The organism is Deinococcus radiotolerans (assembly GCF_014647435.1).
Taxonomy (GTDB): domain Bacteria; phylum Deinococcota; class Deinococci; order Deinococcales; family Deinococcaceae; genus Deinococcus; species Deinococcus radiotolerans.
In genome coordinates, this window is sequence record NZ_BMPE01000014.1 from 33,737 (window position 1) to 52,884 (window position 19,148).

Genomic DNA, 19,148 nt, shown 5'->3' on the forward strand with positions numbered 1-19,148 from the left:
TCCGGAGACCCTCCCCACACCCGTCATGGCCGGCCGGGACTTCCTGAGCAACCTCGACATGACCGCCGCCGAACTGCGCGCCGTGATGGACACCGCGCACAGCATGAAACGCGGCGAATGGCGCGGGGTGAAACCCCTGGCGGGCCTCAGCATCGCGCTGGTGTTCGAGAAGGCGTCCCTGCGCACCCGCACCACCTTCGACGTCGGCATGTACCAGCTCGGCGGGCACGCCATCACCCTCAGCAACACCGAGATCGGCCTCGGCACCCGCGAACGCGTCAGCGACGTCGCCCGCAACCTCGAACGATGGGTGGACGCCGTCATGGGCCGCGTGTACCTCCAGCAGACCCTCCAGGAACTCGCGCAGCACGCCAGCATTCCCGTCATCAACGGCCTGTCGGACATGCTGCACCCGGCGCAGCTCCTCGCGGACTACCAGACCATCGAGGAAGAATTCGGCACCGACCTCCGGGGCCGCCGCGTCGTGTACATCGGCGACGGGAACAACCTCGCCAACAGCCACATCCACATGGGCATCCTGACCGGCACCGACGTCATCGTCGTCACCCCCGTCGGCTACGAACCCAACGCCGGAGTCCTCATGGACGCCGTCCGCGCCGGCGTGAACATCACCCTCACCAACGACCTCGCCGCCGTGCAGGGCGCCGACGTTCTGTACACCGACGTGTGGATCAGCATGGGCCAGGAAGCCGAAGCCGACATCCGCCGCCGCGCCTTCAAGGGCTACCAGGTCACGCCCGAAATGCTCGACAGCATCGCCCCGGACGGCATCTTCCTGCACTGCCTCCCCGCCCACTACGGCGAGGAAACCGTCCCCGAAGCCACCGAACACCCCAAGAGCCGCGTGTTCGATCAGGCCGAGAACCGCCTGCACGCCCAGAAAGCCCTGATGTACCACCTCATGGGTGACCTGAAACCGCGCTGGTGAACCGGATTTTGTCTTGAGCCTATCCTCGCACGGAACGTCCCCACGCGCCAGGCCCCGGAAAGGGGCGTTCCAGACGAGGAAAACGCTGATTACACTGACGCTCCTGTCCAGACGGACAGTGCAGGAGGTCAGCATGGCAGAGTACGCAATCATCGAGAGGCCCGTCGGCGTGAGTGTGTTCGGTTCATCCCTGAAGCGCGTGCCACCCGACCGGGCTGTGCTGCACTTCGTGGTGCGACACACTGACCCTGACGCGAAGCAGGCCTACGCCAGAACGCAGGCCGACATGCTGACTATTGCCGCGCATCTGAACGGAGAATCCAGCATGACCTATGGTCAGAGCGGCATCGAACTGTACCTGAGTGAACGCTCCCGGCGGGACGAGTCCAGCCCAGCCCCCTATACGGCGCGGGTGAATTTCGAGGTTCACATGACCGACCTGACCCGCCTCGAATCCCTCATGGCCGATCTGGTGGCGTTGCACGTCCATCACTTCACGGGCACACACTTCACCACTACCGGTCTGCGTGACATCCGGCAACAGGTACGTCGGGAAGCCGTGTGGGCAGCACGAGAAAAGGCCATGCTGTACGCCGAGGAAGCGGGTGTCCTTCTGGGCCGTCTGCTGCACATTCAGGATCTCAATCCTGACCAGTTGAGACGCCACAACGGTCACATCTCTGAACCCATATTCGACGAGTTGCTGGTCACGCCCGACACGTCACTGCACCCGAACTCCGTTACGGTCGGCGCTGCCGTCACGCTCGTTTACGCCCTGAACTGAGGTCCCTATGACCACGCTGCACACGCCCCGCCTGACCCTCCGGCCCATCACGCCGGATGACTTGCCCCGCGTCCTCACGTACCGCAACGATCCAGAGGTCGCGCGGTATCAGGCTTGGGCTCTGCCCGCCACGCTTGACTCGGTGGCGGGGCTCGTATCCGATCAGCCGCTGGGAGCGCCCGGCTGGGTGCAGCGCGCCGTCACCCTGCGGGACGGCACGGTTCTTGGCGACGTCGCCCTGAACACCCAGGGGCCCCAGGCAGAGGTCGGCGTGACCCTCGCCCGCTCCGCCCAGGGGCACGGGTACGCCCACGAGGCCCTACACGCCCTGATCACCCACGCCTTCACGGACCTGGGCCTGCACCGCGTCCACGCCAGCATCGACCCGCGCAACACGCCGGTCGCCGTGCTGCTAACCCGCCTAGGCTTCCGGCACGAGGGCACCAGCCTCCAGAGCTACCGGCACCGGAGCGAGTGGACCGACGACGCCCTCTACGCCGTCCTGGCCGCCGAGTGGACCGCGTGACCCAGGTCACGGAGTGGCTGGACGTGGTGAACGAGCACGACGAGGTCGTGGGCACCGTCACCCGCGAGGACGCCCATGCGCGCGGCCTAACCGTCCGCGTCATCAACGTCTTCCTGGTTAACCAATCAGGCCAGCTGTGGGTTCCACGCCGCACCGCGCACAAACGCCTGTTCCCCGGCTGCCTCGACATGAGCGTAGGCGGACACGTGGAACGCGGCGAGACGTACGAGCAGGCTTTCCGCCGCGAGACGCAGGAGGAACTGAACCTGAACGTGGATGACCTCCCCTGGCGGCAGATCGCCCGCTTTGGCCCACGCGACGGCCTGAGTGCTTTCATGCACGTGTACGAGCTGCGCCGCGACGACCCGCCCACCTTCAACCCGGACGATTTCAGCAGCGCCGAGTGGCTCACGCCCGCCGAACTCCTGCGCCGCATCGAGCAGGGCGACCCCGCCAAGGGCGACCTGAACCGGCTCGTGCAGCTGTGCTACGGGGTGGGCCGTGCGTGACACGCCGTTTTTGCTTGCGCGAGTCCATCTGCCTGAGGATGACCGGCGACCCTGCCTGATACAGAAGCTGGATGACCCGTATATGGGACCCATGGACGGCAGCGTCTTCAGCTTCCATCGCGCCGGAGAGCTGGTGAAGGCGTACACATGGTGGGAGAACCATGACCCAGAGGTCATCGGGCGCGGTGGGCACGGCGTCATCCGGATCATGCCCATGACCCTGGACCTCTGGACGCACATGAAGCCCGGTACGTCCCTGGCTATGACACATGAACGCCTGCACGCGCAGGTCACTCAGTCCCTGATGGAGAATCAAGCATGACAGTCCCCAAGGTGTTTATTGACGGTGAGGCCGGAACGACCGGTCTTCAGATCCGCTCCCGGCTGGAGGGCCGGTCGGATATCGAGTTGCTGAGCATCGACCCGGCGCGGCGCAAGGATGCGGACGCGCGGGCGGAATTGCTGAACGCAGCGGACGTGTCGATCCTGTGCCTGCATGACGACGCGGCGCGCGAGGCGGTCACGCTGACGACGAACCCGGCCTCAAGGCTGCTGGATGCGAGCACGGCGCACCGGGTGAATCCGGCGTGGGTGTTTGGTTTCCCGGAGTTGAACGCGGGGCAGGCGGACGCGATCCGCGCGGCGCGCTTCGTGGCGAACCCCGGCTGTTACAGCACCGGCGCGATCTCGCTGCTGGCCCCACTGACGGGCGCGGGCCTGATCCCGGCGGACTTCCCGGTCAGCATCCAGGGGTACAGCGGCTATACCGGGGGGGGCCGGGCGCTGGTGGACGCGCACGAGAGGGGCGAGGATCACCCGATGAAGGGCGCGTTCCTGAGTTACGCGCTGGGGCTGGAGCACAAGCACATTCCCGAGACGATGCGCTACGGGGGATTGACCCGCACGCCGATCTTCACGCCGAACGTGGGCGCGTGGGCGCAGGGCATGACCGTGACCATCCCCCTGCACCTGCGCGAGCTGGGCACCACGCCGGACGCGCTGCACGCGGCGCTGAATGCGCATTACGCCGGGCAGCGGTTCGTGCGGGTGTTCGAGATGAGCGATAACCCTGAGGTGCTGGACCCGCAGACCCTGAACGGCACGAACGACCTGGAGCTGTTCGTGTACCCGTCCGCGGACGGCGAGCGGGCGCTGCTGGTCGCGCGGCTGGACAATCTCGGGAAGGGCGCGGGCGGCGCGGCGGTGCAGAACCTGAACCTGATGCTGGGTCTGGAGGGCTGAGGTGCCGTCCGGCGCGAGCAAGCTGGACATCAACCGCGGCACGACGCTGTGCATGAGCGTGTCGGCCCGACCCAGCAACTTCGGGACGCGCTTTCACAATCACCTGTACGCGGCGCTGGGTCTGGATTTCGTGTACAAGGCGTTCGCCGTGCAGGACATCGCGGGGGTCGTGGCGGGCCTCCGGGCGCTGGGTGTGCGGGGCTGCGCGGTCAGCATGCCGTTCAAGGAGGCGGTGATTCCGCTGCTGGACGAACTGGACGCCTCGGCGGCGGCCATCGGGTCGGTGAACACCATCGTGAACACCGGCGGGCACCTGAAGGCCTTCAACACCGATTACACCGCCATTCAGCTGCTGATCGAGCGGCACGCGCTGAACCGGGACGCGCGGGTGGTGCTGCGCGGCAGCGGCGGCATGGGGAAGGCCGTGGCGAGCGCTCTGCGCGACGCGGGCTTCACGCGTGGCGTGATCGTCGCCCGCAACGGGGGGGTCGGGCGGGACCTCGCGCAGAGGTGCGGCTGGGACTGGCACCCTACCACGCCCGACATAGAGGACGGCGACCTGCTCGTGAACGTTACGCCGCTGGGCATGGCGGGCGGCGCGGAAGAGCACGACTTGGCCTTCACGCCTGACGCTATCGCGCGGGCGGGCACGGTGTTCGACGTGGTCGCCCTGCCGGGCGAGACGCCCCTGATCGTGGAGGCCCGGCGGCAGGGGAGACCCGTCGTGACCGGGCTGGAGGTCGTGGCGTTGCAGGCGCTGGAGCAGTTCGTGCTGTACACCGGCGTCCGCCCCACGGACGAGCAGGTGCAGGCGGCCGTCGAGTTCGCGCGAACCTGACGCGGGGGAACAACCTGGGGCAGAGGTCGCACCGGCCTCTCCCCCCAGTTCATCGGTGGTCAGTCCTGCGCGAGGTGGGACTGCACCTGAATGTCGCCGTACGTGTCGGTCTGCTCGACGCTGAAGTTCCCTTCCTTCACGCCTTCGAGCAGCGCGGCGAAGTAGGTGGTCTGCTCGCCCCAGTCCTGCGTGGGGATGCCCCGGAAGGTGAAGGTCCGCAGGCGGCGGCCGAAGGCGCGGAGCGCGCCCAGTGCATCGGCCAGCGAGAGGCGGTCGCGGGCCAGCAGGGGCACCTCGACCTGCCGCACGGCGTTCTGCGCCGCCTGCACGAGTTTCGCGAGGCTGCCCTGCGGGTTGCGGGGCCGTTCACGGCGCGGGAGGGTCACGGGCACGGCGCGGGCGGGGATCAGGCCCTCGCGTTCGCGGCGGCGCGCGGCCAGGAAACCCACGAGCGCATCCAGTTCCGCCAGCGCCTCCACGCCGTCCAGAACGTCGTCCAGCGGCTCAAACCAGTCGCCGCCCGCCTTCGGTTCGTCGGGTTCGGGTTGCGGCAGCAGCAATCGGGCCTTCAGGGCGATGACCGCCGCCAGGGTGGGCAGCAGGTCTGGGTGCGCGTCATTCAGCGGGCCGCCCGTGACTGCCTGCGCCCATGCCAGCACGTCCCGCGTGAGGGTCAGCAGGGGCACCTCGCCCGGCTGGACGCGTCCGGTGCGCAGCGCGGAGGCCAGTTCCGCCAGGGTGCCGCTGAACGCGGGCAGCGCCACGCTGAAGCCCACCCCGGCCGGGGGCGGCGGGGTGGGAGTGGGCAGCGCGGGCGCGGCAGTCACGGCAGGTGGGTTACAGGGTCAGGAAGCCGACTTTCTCGCGCACTTCCGCCATGATCGGCTGCGCGATCGCGCGGGCCTCGCGCGCCCCCTGAGCCAGGGCGTCGCGCACGAAGTCCGGGTCGGCCTTCAGCGTCTCGGCCCTTTCTTGGATGGGCGTCAGGTGCGCGGTGATGCCGGTCATGAGCTGTTTCTTGCAGTCGATGCAGCCGATCCCGGCGGTGCGGCACCCGGCGTCCACCGTCTGGATGGTGTCCAGGTCGCTGAACAGCTTGTGGTAGTCGAAGATCAGGCACTTCTCGGGGTCGCCGGGGTCGGTGCGGCGCACGCGAGCCGGGTCGGTGGGCGCCACGCGCAGCTTCTGCCAGATGGAATCCAGCGGTTCCAGGATGCCGATGGTGCTCGTCTCGCCCTTGCTCTTGCCCATCTTGCCGTTGCCGTCCACGCCGGGAATCCGCAGCGCGTCCTTGTTGTACACGGCCCTGGGTTCAGGGAACGTCTCGCCGAACGCGTGGTTGAACTTCCGGGCGATCTCGCGCGTCAGTTCGATGTGCTGCGTCTGGTCCTCACCGACGGGCACGGTGTCGGCCTTGTACAGCAGGATGTCGGCGGCCATCAGGGCCGGGTACATCAGCAGGCCCGCCGGGACGCTCTCCAGCTGCGCGGACTTGTCCTTGTACTGCGTCATGCGTTCCAGCTCGCCGACCGGCGTGAGGGTCGTGAAGATCCACGACAGTTCCTGATGCTCGGGCACGTGCGACTGCACGAAGAACGTGACCTTGCTGGGGTCCAGGCCCACCGCGAAGTTCGCGACGGCCATCTCGAAGGTCCGCTGCGCGAGCAGTTTCGGGTCGGACGCGGCAGGGTTGGTGATGGCGTGCAGATCCACCACGCAGTAGATGGAGTTCTTCCCGAACTCCTCGCCCAGCCGCACGTAGTTGCGCATGGCCCCGAAGTAGTTCCCGATGTGCGGTTCACCTGTGGGCTGAATCCCTGAAAAGACGCGCGGCATAACCCGGAGATTCTAGCGGTGTTCAGAGGGGGTGGAGGGTGGTGTGCCCGGAACCACCCTGAACCGAGCGGAGCGAGCAGCCGGTCAGGACAGCGGTCCTGCGTTCCAGTGACGGGTGGCGCCCGCTCGCATCACCGGAACGCAGGACCGCTGGAGGTCATGCAGAACGGCTCAAACAGGGCGAGTGGGTCGCAGGCGACTGCCCACGACCCACTCCCTACTCCCCACAACCCACTTCCTACATCCCGCAACCCCTCACGCGCTGCCGCGGATGATCAGACGCGGCTCGAAGCGGCGGGCGCGGGCCGGGCCCTTGTAGCCGTTCAGGCGCGACAGCAGCAGCTGCGCGGCCTCGTAGCCCATGCTCTCGACCGGCTGATGCAGGGTGGTCAGGCCGCGCTCGGCCGCCCAGGGCTGGTCGTCGAAGCCGATCACGCGCACGTCCTGCCCGATCTTCAGGCCGCGCAGGCGGACCTCGTCCAGCAGCGCGCCCGCGAGCATGTCCGCCGAGGCGAACACCGTGCAGGGCAGCCCGGCCTCCTGCGCCTGATCGAGGACGGTGGCGGCGGTGTTGCGCGCCGCGAGGGAATCGAAGGAACTGGTGTACTCGGCGCGGATGGTGCGCCCGGCGGTGTCCAGTGCGCTCATGAAGCCGCTGCGGCGGTCTTCGAACACGCGGGTGGTGAACAGCTGGTCCAGTTCGGTCTCGACCCACACGGCGTACAGGTCGCCGCTGAACTGCGCGGCGTACTCGCCTGCCATGCGTCCGCCCGCGACGTTGTCCATGAACGAGGAATCCACGTTGTCCGCGAAGGCGTCCACGAGCACGGTGGGCTGCTGGGTGCGCAGGCGGCGTTCGTGGAACATCTGCGTGAGGTTGTACGTCGCCATGACCAGCCCGTCCGCCTGATAGGCCAGCGTGTGCGAGCCCAGGTAGCGTTCCAGGCGCGAGCGGTCCAGCAGCGGGAAGATCGCCACATCATAGCGCGCTTCCTGAAACGCCGTTTCCAGGCCGTCGAGGAGGCGCACGTAGAATTCGGTGGTCAGGACGGGCAGCAGGACGCTGATGGTGTAGCTGCGGCCGCCCGCGATGCGCCGGGCGTGCGGGTTGGGGGTGTACTCCAGGTCCGCGATGGCCTTGAGGACGCTCTCGCGCGTGGCGCCCTTGACGGCCACGTGATTGTTCAGCACCCGCGAGACGGTGCCGACCCCGACCCCGGCGTGCCGGGCTACATCCTGAATGGTGGGTTTGCGCATGATTTGGCACTCAGGATACGCCTTTTTTGGAACGGGTTCCACGCGCGTCATGAGGGCCGCTGGCCCCGCAGCGGTGCGGCGGGGACAATGCCCCCCCGGGCACGCGCCTACACTGCACCCTGACGGCTGCCCGCGCCGGGCACGACCCGCCATGAAGGAGCGACCATGACCTCAACCCGCCGCGCCGGACCCGCCCGGCCCCTCCTGATCGCCGCGCTGCTGATCCTCGCCGCCGCGCTGGCCGCCGCCCTGCTGCGCCCCCGGACCGACACCGCGACCCAGACCCCCGCCCAGGTCAGTCAGGCCAGCGGCAGTCTGCCCGCCACCGTCACGGACGCCCGCGTGGTCGCCGTGCCCCCCGGCATCCGCGAGACCAGCGTATTCGCCACCCTCCGGAGCACCGGGAACGCGGACGTCCGCATCACGGGCGTGAGCAGCCCCGCCGCCGAGCACGCCATGCTGATGGTCACCCGCACCCAGGACAACATGACCGGCATGAGCATGACCGACACCCTCACCCTCCCGGCGGGCGGCACGCTGACCCTCAGCGACACCGGCGACCACCTCATGCTCATGGACCTGAAAGAACCCCTCCAGCCCGGGCAGACCATCCCCATCAACCTGACCGACGCCCAGGGTCGCACCCTGACCATCCAGGCCCCCGTGATGAAACCATGATGACCACCGAACCCGCCCCCGGCCCGGACCTCACGACCAGCGCGCCCCCCGCGCGGCCCTGGTACGTGTCCGCCATCCTGGCCGTCGCCGCCGTGACCCTGCTCCTGCTGGGCGCCTGGGCCGCCGCCCGACTGCGCAGCCCCTACCCCTTCTTCGGGACCGCGTACCCGCAGGGCACCGCCGCGACGGGCTTCACCGGCACCGTCAGCGACACCCCCACCGCCCCGCCCCACGCCTTCACGTTCACGCCCGGGCAGGGACAGGTCACCGCCGTATTCTTCGGGTTCACACACTGCGCCAGCATCTGCCCCCTGACCCTCTCGTACCTGAACAAGGTCCGCGACGCCCTCCCCGACGACCAGAAGGCGCGCTTCCGCATCCTGCTCATCAGCGTCGACCCCGCCCGCGACACCCCGGGGCGCCTCAACGAGTACGCCTCCTACTTCGGCAAGGAAGGCGTCGGCGTGCACATCCCCGAACCACAACTGGCGACAGTCGCCCAGGCGTACGGCGTCGGCTACCAGAAGGCCGACATCAAGGGCGCCGACTACCAGATGAACCACACCACCGCCACCTACCTCATCGACGCCCAGGGCAACCTACGCGTCCTGTGGGACTACACCCAGCTCCCCCAGGTCGCCCGCGTCCAGGCGGACCTGCAACACGTCATGGAGACCCAATGAGCGCCACGCCCGCCACGCTCAACCCCACCCTGGCCGACCTCCTGAGCCCCAGCCCCGACCTCCTCTTCCTGATCCCCACACTGCTCGTCGCCGCCGCGTACGCCTGGGGCTCCCTCCGCGCGCACCGTGATGGACGCGGCCAGGACTGGCCCGCCTGGAAAGCCGCCCTGTTCACCCTCGGCGTCCTCCTGCTGCTCATCACCACCCAGAGCCGCGCTGCGACCCTCACCCAGAGCAGCATGGCCCTCTACATGACCCGCCTCATGGTCCTCGCGGAAGTCGTCCCGCCCCTCCTCATCCTCGGCCTGCCCCGCCTGCGCCCCGACCCCCGGCGCGGCCTCGGGAGGGTCCTCAACCTCCTGCTCGACCCCTGGGTGGCCCTGGCCCTCTGGACCGCCGTCATCATCTACTGGAACGTCCCCGCCGGCTTCAACGCCAGCGTCGTCAGCAACACCGCCGCCACCCTCCTGCCGGGGCTGTACCTGCTGAGCAGCCTGCTCGTCTGGAGCGTCATCCTCCGCCCCCTCCCTACCGTGCAACCCGCCGACATCGGCTCACGCGGCTGGTTCGGCCTCCTCGCCGCCCTCCCCATGATGGGCGTCGCCAGCGTCTGGCTCTACAGCCCCCGCGTCCTCTACACTCCCTACGTCAACGCCCTGTGCCTCTGGAATTACACCCCCCTCCAGAACCAGCAGCTCAGCGGTTGGATCATGATGCTCGCCGGCCTCCCCGCGCTGGCCCTCGCGTTCATCCAGCTGTTTGCGTGGCTGATCAAACTGTCCGAAACGCAGGGCATGCCGCCCGCACGGTCCACGGTCGAGACGCCGGATTCAGAAGGTTGAGTTGCCCACCCCCCAACCCCCCTACCCAAAGGGCAGGGGGGCTTTTCGCTGCGCTCGGCCAAGAGATTTGACTTGATCGGCGGTTCTTTGATGAGTGGTGACGTGTCCGGCCTCAACGCCATGCTGCCGTGAAGATGGAAGGCCCGGACGCTGCGCGTCCGACGGCTCGGGGTGATCTGCGACGGCTGGCCCGGCAAGCAGGTGCGGGCGGCTGAGCGACCTGACGACCCTCTCCCTTCGTGGGAGAGGGTGCCCCGCAGGGGCGGGTGAGGGGGCGTGTGACCCGCTGAACTGCTCACCGCCACCCAGCTCGCTGTCCCCTTCATTTTCTGTCCATTCGCTCAGTCGGGTATGTGGTGGGCGGGGTAGCCTGCGCGCATGTATGACGTGGTGGTGGTGGGTGCGGGGTTGGCGGGCCTGACGGCGGCGCGGGTGCTGTCGCGGGCGGGGGAGAGGGTGCGGGTGCTGGAGGCCGCGCCGGAGGTCGGGGGGCGCGTGCGGTCGCGGGTGGTGGGTGGGTTCGTGCTGGACGCGGGGTATCAGGTGCTGTTCCCGGCGTACCCGGCGGTGCGGCGGCACGTGAACCTGGGGGCGCTGGATCTGTTGGCGATTCCGCCGGGTGCGGTGGTAGTGCGGGGTGCGAAGCGGGAGACGTTGGGGAGTCCGTTCGGGGACCTGGCGGCGCTGCCGGGGACGCTGGCGGCACGGTCACTGGGCGTGGCGGATAAGGCGCGCGTGGCGGCGCTGGCGCTGCGGTTGCGCGCACCCGCGCCGTTCGAGTTGCTGCGCGGTGCGGACGAGTCCACAGCAACCTACCTGCGGCGGCAGGGGTTCAGTGAAGGCGCGCTGGATGCGTTCTTTCGGCCGTTCTTCGGGGGGATCTTCCTAGACCGCAGCCTGGGCACGAGTGCGCGGCTGTTCCGGTACTACTTCCGGATGCTGATGGAGGGCGGCGCGGCGCTGCCCCGCGTGGGCATGGGGGCGCTGACGGAGCAGCTCTCACAGGGGCTGGATGTCAGTCTGAACGTCCCGGTGCAGCGGCTGAGCACGCACGCGGGGCACGTGACGGTGCATGCGGCGGCGGGGGAGCTGGAGGCGCGTCAGGTGATCGTGGCGACCGATCCGGGCACCGCGGCCCGCCTGACGGGTGCGGACGTGGCGCGCGGCAGTGTAAGAAGCACGTACCTGTACTACGCCAGCGCCGAGCAGATCGACCGGGAGACGCGCCTGCTGCTGAACGCCGAGGACGGCTTCATCAACAACGCCCACTGGCTCGGCAACGCCGTGCCGGGCCGCGCCCCGGCGGGCGGGCACCTGCTGACCGTGACGGTCCTGGGTGAGCCGGACCTGGACGACGACGCGCTGGACGCCCGCGTGCGCGGTGAACTGGGTCGCTGGTACCCGCCGGCGCAGGTGCAGGCGCTGCGCACCCTGCTCGTGGAACGCATCCAGCACGCACAGTACCCGCAGCCACCCGAGTACGCCGCCGTGCTGCCCGGCCACGCGACGCCCCTGCCGGGCGTGATCATCGCCAGCGAGGCCACCGCCATGAGCGGCATCCAGGGCGCGATGGAAAGCGGCGAGAAGGCCGCCGCGATCGTCCTGAACGACCCGGTCGGCATGAGCCGACCACGGGGAGCGTGATGGCCGTGGCGGGCAGCGGGGCGCGTCTGGATCATCTGGTGGTGGCGGCCCGTTCGCTGGCGGAGGGGCGGGACTGGCTGGAGGGTCGCCTGCGCGTGCCGCTCCAGCCGGGCGGGGAGCACGAGCTGTTCGGCACGCACAACCTGCTGCTGTCGCTGGGGCCGGACGCGTACCTGGAGGTGATCGCCGTGAACCCGGCCGCGCCGCCGCCCGCGCGGGCCCGCTGGTTCGCGCTGGACACGCCGGGGATGCAGGAGCGGCTGTCGCACGGTCCGGCTCTGGTGCACTGGGTGGCGCAAGTGCCGCAGGTGCCGGGCAGGCCGGACGCGCTGCCGCTGTCGCGCGGGGAGAACCGCTGGGTGCTGACCGTCCCGGCAGACGGGGGCCTGCCCGGCGGTGGGGCCATGCCGTCCCTGATTCACTGGTTGACGCCGCCGCCGCCCACGCGCCTGCCGGACGTGGGTGTGCGCCTGTCGGGCCTGCGGCTGGGTTCGCCCGAACCGGACGGGCTGCGCGCGGCGCTGGACGCCCTGCGTTTCCAGGGTGAGGTGGAGGTCGTGGAGGCCCCGCAGGTCGAGCTGCGCGCCACGCTGGACACGCCGCACGGGCCGGTGGAGTTGTAGACGTGCGTCCGGCAGTGTTGACCCCTGCGGCCTGGGGTGCGCCACAATGGACGCCATGAGCACCCAGACTGCCCGCCCACCCGTGGATCTCGACTGGAACACGCTGGGATTCAGTTACGTCCGCACCGATGAGCGCTACCTGTCGCACTGGCGGGATGGCGCGTGGGACGCCGGGACGCTGACGCTGGACAACGTGCTGCACATCAGTGAAGGCAGTACGGCACTGCACTACGGTCAGCAGTGCTTCGAGGGCCTCAAGGCGTACCGCGCGGCGGACGGCAGCATCAACCTCTTCCGCCCGGATCAGAACGCGGCGCGCATGCAGGCCAGCTGCCGCCGCCTCCTCATGCCGGAGGTCAGCACGGAGCAGTTCATCGAGGCGTGCCGTCAGGTCGTGCAGGCCAACGAGCGCTGGCTGCCCCCCTACGGCAGTGGCGGCGCGCTGTACCTGCGCCCGTACGTGATCGGCGTGGGGGACAACATCGGCGTGCGCAGCGCCCCGGAATTTCTGTTCGGCGTGTTCTGCATTCCCGTCGGCGCGTACTTCAAGGGTGGCCTGACCCCGCACAACTTCATGACCAGCGAGTACGACCGCGCCGCGCCGCACGGCACGGGCGCCGCGAAGGTCGGCGGGAACTATGCCGCGAGCCTCATGCCCGGCGCGCAGGCCAAGGACCGCCACTTTGCGGACGCGATCTACCTTGATCCGGCGACCCACACGAAGATCGAGGAGGTCGGCGCGGCGAACTTCTTCGCCATCACGAAGGATGGGCAGACATTCATCACGCCCAAGTCGCCCAGCATCCTGCCCAGCATCACGAAGTACAGCCTGCTGTGGCTGGCCGAGCACCGCCTGGGCCTGAACGTCGTCGAGGGGGACGTGTACATCGACCGCCTGGATGAGTACGCCGAGGCGGGCGCGTGCGGCACGGCTGCCGTCATCACGCCCATCGGTGGCATCCAGCACGGCGACACCTTCCACGTGTTCCACAGCGAAACCGAGGTTGGGCCCATCACGCGCCGCCTGTACGACGAACTGGTCGGCATCCAGTCCGGCGACCGCGAGGCGCCCGAGGGCTGGATCGTCAAAGTTTGAGGGCGTAGGACGCAGGAGGCGGTTCGCGCTGTGCGGGCCGCCTCTCGTGTTTACCGCGAGAGGTGGATGGGGGTGACGGTCGCAGCGGTCAGGTCCAGTTCCGCGTCGGCCTGGGTTTCGGCGGGGGTATCGCCCCAGGCCTGCATGATCAGCCCCCGCGCACCGCGTTCGCGGGCGGCGCTGCACGTGGCGCGCAGCAGGGCGTGACGCAGGGTGGTGTGGCGCCACGCCGGGTGGACACCGGGGCTGCCCACCGTCATCGTGTCGCCCTCCAGCCACGCGCGGCAGATCCCGACGCCTTGCCCGGAGGCGTCTAGCGCCACGTGACTCATGGTGTCGTCCGATCCGTGCGCGCCGGGGATGAGGTCTGGGTTGCCCACGAGCGTGTGGCCCAGCCGGTCGGCGTACGTGGCCTGCGCCTGTCGCCGAACAGTCAGGTTCGGCACGGCGGCCAGCGGCAGAAGGCGGAGCCCCTCTGGAATCGGGGTGTCCGGGGTGGGCAGTGGGCCGCGCCAGTCGGTGAACTGTCCGGCCTGCCGCCAGCCGAGCCTGCGCAGGGCCTCTATGGGCAGCAGGGCGTCGTCTGCGTACGCGCTCAGGGTCGCGCCGGACGTCAGGGCCGCGCGCAGGAGGTCCAGGGCGACCTGGGCCTGTCGGGGGCCGGGGCGCGCGCCCCCCAGCACCTCCAGGTCCACGCGGGGGGTGCGGCGCAGGGCGATCACCCCTGCACCATCCTCTGCCGTCCACGCCGATACTAGCTGGGGTAGGAGAGGGCGCAGGTCTTGCACGCCGCAGCTCAGCAGGTCCGACAGGGCTGGGAGCGCCAGCTGGGGCTGTACGGCCGTCGGGAGCTTCACTGGAACAGCAGAGGGAGTCCGCGCCGCCGAACCTGCCCCCCCTGACGCGCGCGCCTGCCCTGAGCGTTTTCTTCATGTTCAGAACTGGGTTCAGCGGCGTCCTGGGGGGCGCGGCTAGACTGGCGTTCATGAGTGAAGCGCTTCCGCTGGATCACGGTCACCTGCAGAAACTGGTCACGGCGGACCTGGTGCGTCCCGATCACCTGCTCGGCGCCCACGTCGTTACAGAGAACGGCGTGGAGGGCGTCCGCTTTGGCGTGTGGGCGCCCAACGCGCATCACGTGAGTGTCGTGGGGGACTTCAACGGCTTCAACGGCTTCGACAACCCCATGCAGCGCCTTGACTTCGGGTTCTGGGGCGCGTTTGTGCCCTCGGCCCGGCACGGGCAGCGGTACAAGTTCCGCGTGACCGGCCCGGACGGCCGCACCGAGGACAAGATGGACCCGTACAGTACGTTCTTCGAGGTGCGGCCCGCGACCGCCAGTATTGTCTGGGAGCAGCCATTCGACTGGTCCGACACCGGCTGGATGGAGCACCGCAGCGCGGGCTTCGACCGCCCGGTCAGCATCTATGAGGTACACTTGCCGTCCTGGGCGCGCCGGGAGGACGGGTGGTTCCTGAACTACCGCGACCTCGCGCACCGCCTGGGTGAGTACGTGCAGTTCATGGGGTACACGCACGTGGAACTCCTGGGCGTCATGGAACACCCCTTCGACGGTTCGTGGGGGTATCAGGTGACCGGGTACTACGCGCCCACGAGCCGCATGGGCAGCCCGGAGGATTTCAAGTACCTCGTGAATCACCTGCATGGCCTGGGCATCGGCGTGCTCCTGGACTGGGTGCCCGGGCACTTCCCGACCGACAGCGCGGGCCTAGCGCACTTTGACGGCACGCCCCTGTTCGAGTACGCCGACCCCCGCAAGGGCTTCCATCAGGACTGGAACACGTACATCTTCGACTACGGCCGCAACGAGGTCGTGATGTTCCTGGTCGGCTCGGCCCTGAAATGGCTCCAGGACTTCCACGTGGACGGCCTGCGCGTGGATGCGGTGGCCAGCATGCTGTACCTGGACTTCTCCCGCACCGAGTGGATCCCGAACGTGCACGGCGGCCGCGAGAATCTCGAAGCGATCGCGTTCCTCAAGCGCCTGAATGAGGTCGTGCATCACATGGCGCCGGGCTGCATGATCATCGCGGAGGAGAGCACTTCGTTCCCCGGCGTGACCACCCCGAGCCCCTTTGGCCTGGGCTTCGACTACAAGTGGGCGATGGGCTGGATGAACGACAACCTCGGGTACTTCGAGCAGGACCCGCTGTGGCGCAAGCACCACCACCACGCGCTGACGTTCTTCAACGTGTACCGCACCAGCGAGAACTACGTGCTGGCCATCAGTCACGACGAGGTCGTGCACCTGAAAAAGAGCATGGTCATGAAGATGCCCGGCGACTGGTACCAGCAGCGCGCCGGGTACCGCGCGTTCCTGGCCCTTATGTGGGCCACGCCCGGCAAGAAACTGCTGTTCATGGGTCAGGAGTTCGCGCAGCCCACCGAATGGAACCATGACGTGGGCCTGCCCTGGCACCTCGCGGATCACCCGGACCACCGGGGCGTGCTGAACCTCGTGCGGCGCCTGAACGGCCTGTATCGCACCCGCCCGGACTGGCACGTGGCCGACACCCGCGAGGAGGGGCTGCTGTGGGTGAACGCGGACGACGTGGACAACAGTGTGTACGCCTTCTTGCGCCGCGACCCGGTCGGCGGCTCCTGGAGCGTGATCGTCGCGAACCTGACGCCCGTGTACCGCGACGTGTATCCGGTCGGCGTGCCGCAGGGCGGCGCGTACCGCGTGCTGCTGTCCACGGATGACGGCGAGTTCGGCGGATTCGGCACGCAGCAGCCCGACCTGACTGCCCGCGAGGAAGGCTGGCACGGGCAGACGCATCACTTGCGCGTGAACCTCGCGCCGAACAGCGTGCTGGTCCTGACCCCCACGGAGGCTACGGTCGTCAGTGACGTCCGCTGACCGCCGTGCTTGAATGCAGCGCGTGACGACCCCGCCCGAGCCCCGCCCCACCCCGGACGCCCTGACCGCGCTCAGCTTCGTGCTGCTGGCTGCCCTGGCCGGCCTGCTGCTGTGGCCCCTGATCAGCGGCGGCGCGGCCCCCAGCCCGTACCTGATCGGGGCGCTCCTGCTGGCCCGGCTGGGCGTGCAGCTGCTGCGCGCTCGCCGTGACCCGCGCCTGCGCCGCCCGGTCAGCTGGGCGCTGGACCTGCTGATCATCGCGCTGATCTTCAACGTCGCCAGCCGCCAACCCAGCTGACCTGTTGTCTGGCTAGGGCCCTGGTGCGTGCGGGTCGGTGCCCAGGTGGGCTGGGCAGGTGACCCGGGCAGGCGCACGGCCCAGCGTCTGAAGTGGGGCAGACCTGTGACACGCTGCGGGGGCAGCGGCGCTGGCGTACCCTGGCGGCCCTGCGATCCGGACGCCCCCAGTGTGGGGTTGCTCACTTTCTAACGCCGAATGCCTGAAAGCGGCGCAGAATGTCCGATGTGATCCTCAAAGTTCTGGGCCGCGCGTTGCGGGGACCGCACCGCCTGCACGCCACCTACGAACGCCTCCTGGGCACCGAGGTGGAGGTGCAGGTAGTCGCCCGCACCGCCGAACAGGCCCACCACGCCGAGCAGGCCGCCCTCACGGAGATCGAGCGGCTGACCGGCGTGCTCAACCGGTTCGATCCTCACAGCGAACTGCGCCGCTGGCAGGCGCGGCTGGGTGACACCCACGTGCCCCTGAGCCTGGAGCTGCTGCACGTCCTGCGCCTCGCGGATCATTGGCGGACCCTCAGTGGCGGCGCCTTCCACCCCGGTGCGGACGCCCTGGGGGCCCTGTGGCAGCAGGCGCAGGTCCTCGGCGCGCCCCCCTCTGCCGAACTGCTCGCGCGCGGCGTCAGTGCGCTACGCGCGGCCCCCTGGACGCTGCATGCCGATGGGAGCGCCACCCTGCACGCCGGCGGCCCGCTCGGCCTGAACGCTCTGGCCAAGGGGTACGTCGTGGACCGGGCGGCGCTGGTCGCGTCGCGCTGCGCGGGCGTGCGCAGCGTCCTGATCAACGCGGGCGGCGACCTGCGCGTCATCGGCGCGGCGCAGGTGAACGTCCTGATCGCCGACCCGTTCACCGCGCGTGATGACGCCCCGCCCGCCGGGCGGGTCCGCGTGAAGAATCAGGCGCTCGCCACCAGCGGCCGCGCGCACCGGGGCTTCCAGGTGAACGGCACGCACTACTCGCACGTGATCGACCCGCGCAGCGGTCAGCCCGTGCAGGACGTGCCGGGCGTGACCATCACGGCGCCTGAATGCGTCACCGCTGACGCCCTGGCGACCATCCTGAGCGTGCTGGGCCCCCAGGCCGGCCTGACGCTGATGAGGACCCTGCCCGGCTGCGAGGCGCTGATCATCACGGCTGCCGGGCAGCGGCACGCCACGCCCGGCTGGCGCGGCACAGACCCGCAGGTCCCGCCCGCCGCCCGGGGCCAGCGCCGGGCCCTGTTAACCGCCCGCTAACGTGCGGGCGGCACCCTGCCCGCAGGAGGATTCACCCCATGACCCACACGCGCCGCCGTTTCCTGCATACCCTCGGCCTGACCGCCGCTGCCCTGACCACCGCCCGCTTCAGCCCCGCCCAGGCCGCCGCCACCACGCCCAGCGCGAAGAAATGGCCCACCGGTATGGCCCTGGACGTGACGTTCACGGTCGCCACCAAGGCTACCGGGCGCGTGAAGCGGCCCTTCGTGGCCGTGTGGATCGAGGATGAGGCTGGGAATACCGTCCGGAACCTGACCGTGTGGGTGCAGCAGTCGCGCCTGAATCCCCGCTGGCTGTCCGAACTGCGCCGCTGGTACCGCGGGAACGCCGATCAGCTGGAAACGGTCAGCAGCGCCACCCGCAACCCCGGCACGTATGCCGTCGCGTGGGACGGCAAGACGGACAAGGGCGCGCTGGCCTCCCAGGGCACGTACTACGTGTGCGTGGAAGCGGCCCGCGAGCACGGCCCGTACTCGCTGGTGCGCGAGAAGGTCACTGTGGGGGCGACCAGTTTCAAGAAGGCCCTGACCGCCGACAACGACATCGAGGCGGCCAGTGTCGCTTTCGGCAAAGCCTGACGCGGGCGCGGCCCGGCCCGCGCCGCGCCCCCGCACCCTGAAGGCCCGCACGAACGTCTGGCTGCGCTGGGCGCACACGTACACCAGCATGATCAGCCTGCTGGTCGTGCTGTTCTTCAGCCTGACCGGCATCACCCTGAACCACCCGGACTGGGTGTTCGGCACGAAGGACGTCACGCGGACCGTGCAGGGCACCCTCCCGGCCGGCTGGATCACGAACGGCCAGCCGGACTGGCTGACGGTCGCGGAGGAACTGCGCGCCCAGCAGGGCCTGAGGGGCCGGGCGACTGACCCGCGCGCCGATGATCAGGAAGCCGACATCTCCTTCCTGGCGCCCGGCTACAGCGCCGACACGGTCATCAACGTGAAGACCGGCACGTACGAGACCACCATCCTGGAACAGGGCGCGGTGGCCGTCATGAACGACCTGCACAAGGGCCGCGACGCCAGCCCCGCCTGGAAGTGGGTGATTGACCTGAGCGGCGCGTTCCTGACCCTCATCTCACTGACCGGGCTGGGCATCCTGCTGTACCTGAAAAAGACCCGCGTGCAGGCCCTGACCGTTATGGGGATCGGCGCCGTGCTGACCGCGCTGCTCGCGTGGCAGGGGAGTCAATGACTCCCG

Annotated in this window: 22 protein-coding genes; 18 read left to right on the forward strand and 4 right to left on the reverse strand. The window is 69.3% G+C overall.

Annotated features, from left to right (window positions below; genetic code table 11):
- Nucleotides 1–25: 25 nt before the first annotated feature.
- From argF to IEY63_RS16875, 7 genes are all read left to right on the forward strand, one after another.
- Complete coding sequence (gene argF, locus IEY63_RS16845; RefSeq protein WP_189070200.1) at nt 26–949, forward strand: ornithine carbamoyltransferase; 924 nt, start codon at nt 26–28, stop codon at nt 947–949.
- A 133-nt stretch (nt 950–1,082) separates the two neighbouring features.
- Nucleotides 1,083–1,733 carry an SIMPL domain-containing protein gene (locus IEY63_RS16850; RefSeq protein WP_189070159.1) on the forward strand — a complete coding sequence of 217 codons (651 nt, stop codon included), beginning with the start codon at nt 1,083–1,085 and terminating at the stop codon, nt 1,731–1,733.
- A gap of 7 nt (nt 1,734–1,740) precedes the next feature.
- Nucleotides 1,741–2,259: a GNAT family N-acetyltransferase gene (locus tag IEY63_RS16855; RefSeq protein ID WP_189070160.1), complete on the forward strand. Its 519-nt coding sequence runs from the start codon at nt 1,741–1,743 to the stop codon at nt 2,257–2,259.
- The gene (locus IEY63_RS16860; RefSeq protein ID WP_189070161.1) at nt 2,256–2,768 is read left to right on the forward strand and encodes an NUDIX hydrolase; all 513 of its coding nucleotides are present in this window, start codon (nt 2,256–2,258) and stop codon (nt 2,766–2,768) included. The genes IEY63_RS16855 and IEY63_RS16860 overlap by 4 nt, the downstream gene beginning before the upstream one ends.
- Entirely contained in the window at nt 2,761–3,090 is a 330-nt protein-coding gene (locus IEY63_RS16865; protein WP_189070162.1) for a hypothetical protein, read from the forward strand. The genes IEY63_RS16860 and IEY63_RS16865 overlap by 8 nt, the downstream gene beginning before the upstream one ends.
- Nucleotides 3,087–4,010 carry an N-acetyl-gamma-glutamyl-phosphate reductase gene (argC, locus tag IEY63_RS16870; RefSeq protein WP_189070163.1) on the forward strand — a complete coding sequence of 308 codons (924 nt, stop codon included), beginning with the start codon at nt 3,087–3,089 and terminating at the stop codon, nt 4,008–4,010. The genes IEY63_RS16865 and argC overlap by 4 nt, the downstream gene beginning before the upstream one ends.
- Nucleotide 4,011: 1 nt before the next feature.
- Nucleotides 4,012–4,848 carry a shikimate 5-dehydrogenase gene (locus IEY63_RS16875; RefSeq protein WP_229784775.1) on the forward strand — a complete coding sequence of 279 codons (837 nt, stop codon included), beginning with the start codon at nt 4,012–4,014 and terminating at the stop codon, nt 4,846–4,848.
- A gap of 59 nt (nt 4,849–4,907) precedes the next feature.
- On the opposite strand, the gene IEY63_RS16880 is transcribed toward IEY63_RS16875, so the two are convergent.
- The 3 genes from IEY63_RS16880 to IEY63_RS16890 all read right to left on the reverse strand — a co-directional run bounded on the left by IEY63_RS16880 (nt 4,908) and on the right by IEY63_RS16890 (nt 7,941).
- Nucleotides 4,908–5,675 (reverse strand): segregation and condensation protein A, encoded by a 768-nt coding sequence (locus tag IEY63_RS16880; protein WP_229784776.1) that lies wholly within the window; start codon nt 5,673–5,675, stop codon nt 4,908–4,910.
- Nucleotides 5,676–5,685: 10 nt separating this feature from the next.
- Nucleotides 5,686–6,684 carry a tryptophan--tRNA ligase gene (gene trpS, locus IEY63_RS16885; protein WP_189070164.1) on the reverse strand — a complete coding sequence of 333 codons (999 nt, stop codon included), beginning with the start codon at nt 6,682–6,684 and terminating at the stop codon, nt 5,686–5,688.
- A 255-nt stretch (nt 6,685–6,939) separates the two neighbouring features.
- Nucleotides 6,940–7,941 carry a LacI family DNA-binding transcriptional regulator gene (locus tag IEY63_RS16890; protein WP_119674714.1) on the reverse strand — a complete coding sequence of 334 codons (1,002 nt, stop codon included), beginning with the start codon at nt 7,939–7,941 and terminating at the stop codon, nt 6,940–6,942.
- A 165-nt stretch (nt 7,942–8,106) separates the two neighbouring features.
- On the opposite strand from IEY63_RS16890, the gene IEY63_RS16895 reads away from it, so the two are divergent.
- From IEY63_RS16895 to IEY63_RS16920, 6 genes are all read left to right on the forward strand, one after another.
- Nucleotides 8,107–8,619, forward strand: a complete 513-nt coding sequence (locus tag IEY63_RS16895; protein ID WP_189070165.1) for a copper chaperone PCu(A)C — start codon at nt 8,107–8,109, stop codon at nt 8,617–8,619.
- Entirely contained in the window at nt 8,616–9,302 is a 687-nt protein-coding gene (locus IEY63_RS16900; protein WP_308425235.1) for an SCO family protein, read from the forward strand. Before IEY63_RS16895 ends, IEY63_RS16900 begins: the two co-directional genes overlap by 4 nt.
- Nucleotides 9,299–10,144: a cytochrome c oxidase assembly protein gene (locus IEY63_RS16905; RefSeq protein WP_189070166.1), complete on the forward strand. Its 846-nt coding sequence runs from the start codon at nt 9,299–9,301 to the stop codon at nt 10,142–10,144. Before IEY63_RS16900 ends, IEY63_RS16905 begins: the two co-directional genes overlap by 4 nt.
- A gap of 378 nt (nt 10,145–10,522) precedes the next feature.
- Nucleotides 10,523–11,788 (forward strand): NAD(P)/FAD-dependent oxidoreductase, encoded by a 1,266-nt coding sequence (locus IEY63_RS16910; protein WP_189070167.1) that lies wholly within the window; start codon nt 10,523–10,525, stop codon nt 11,786–11,788.
- A complete protein-coding gene (locus tag IEY63_RS16915) occupies nt 11,788–12,411 on the forward strand; it encodes a VOC family protein (RefSeq protein WP_189070204.1) in 624 nt (207 codons plus the stop codon). The genes IEY63_RS16910 and IEY63_RS16915 overlap by 1 nt, the downstream gene beginning before the upstream one ends.
- Before the next feature lie 55 nt (nt 12,412–12,466).
- Nucleotides 12,467–13,507 (forward strand): branched-chain amino acid aminotransferase, encoded by a 1,041-nt coding sequence (locus IEY63_RS16920; RefSeq protein ID WP_189070168.1) that lies wholly within the window; start codon nt 12,467–12,469, stop codon nt 13,505–13,507.
- A 50-nt stretch (nt 13,508–13,557) separates the two neighbouring features.
- On the opposite strand, the gene IEY63_RS16925 is transcribed toward IEY63_RS16920, so the two are convergent.
- Entirely contained in the window at nt 13,558–14,364 is an 807-nt protein-coding gene (locus IEY63_RS16925) for a hypothetical protein (RefSeq protein WP_189070169.1), read from the reverse strand.
- Nucleotides 14,365–14,492: 128 nt separating this feature from the next.
- On the opposite strand from IEY63_RS16925, the gene IEY63_RS16930 reads away from it, so the two are divergent.
- The 5 genes from IEY63_RS16930 (at nt 14,493) to IEY63_RS16950 (ending at nt 19,142) form a co-directional block, all read left to right on the forward strand.
- A complete protein-coding gene (locus IEY63_RS16930) occupies nt 14,493–16,388 on the forward strand; it encodes a 1,4-alpha-glucan branching enzyme (protein WP_189070170.1) in 1,896 nt (631 codons plus the stop codon).
- A gap of 22 nt (nt 16,389–16,410) precedes the next feature.
- A complete protein-coding gene (locus tag IEY63_RS16935) occupies nt 16,411–16,686 on the forward strand; it encodes a hypothetical protein (protein ID WP_229784777.1) in 276 nt (91 codons plus the stop codon).
- Nucleotides 16,687–16,904: 218 nt separating this feature from the next.
- Complete coding sequence (locus tag IEY63_RS16940; protein WP_189070172.1) at nt 16,905–17,924, forward strand: FAD:protein FMN transferase; 1,020 nt, start codon at nt 16,905–16,907, stop codon at nt 17,922–17,924.
- 38 nt (nt 17,925–17,962) lie between these two features.
- Nucleotides 17,963–18,523 (forward strand): DUF2271 domain-containing protein, encoded by a 561-nt coding sequence (locus IEY63_RS16945; RefSeq protein ID WP_189070173.1) that lies wholly within the window; start codon nt 17,963–17,965, stop codon nt 18,521–18,523.
- Nucleotides 18,501–19,142 carry a PepSY-associated TM helix domain-containing protein gene (locus tag IEY63_RS16950; RefSeq protein WP_229784778.1) on the forward strand — a complete coding sequence of 214 codons (642 nt, stop codon included), beginning with the start codon at nt 18,501–18,503 and terminating at the stop codon, nt 19,140–19,142. Before IEY63_RS16945 ends, IEY63_RS16950 begins: the two co-directional genes overlap by 23 nt.
- Nucleotides 19,143–19,148: the final 6 nt, after the last annotated feature.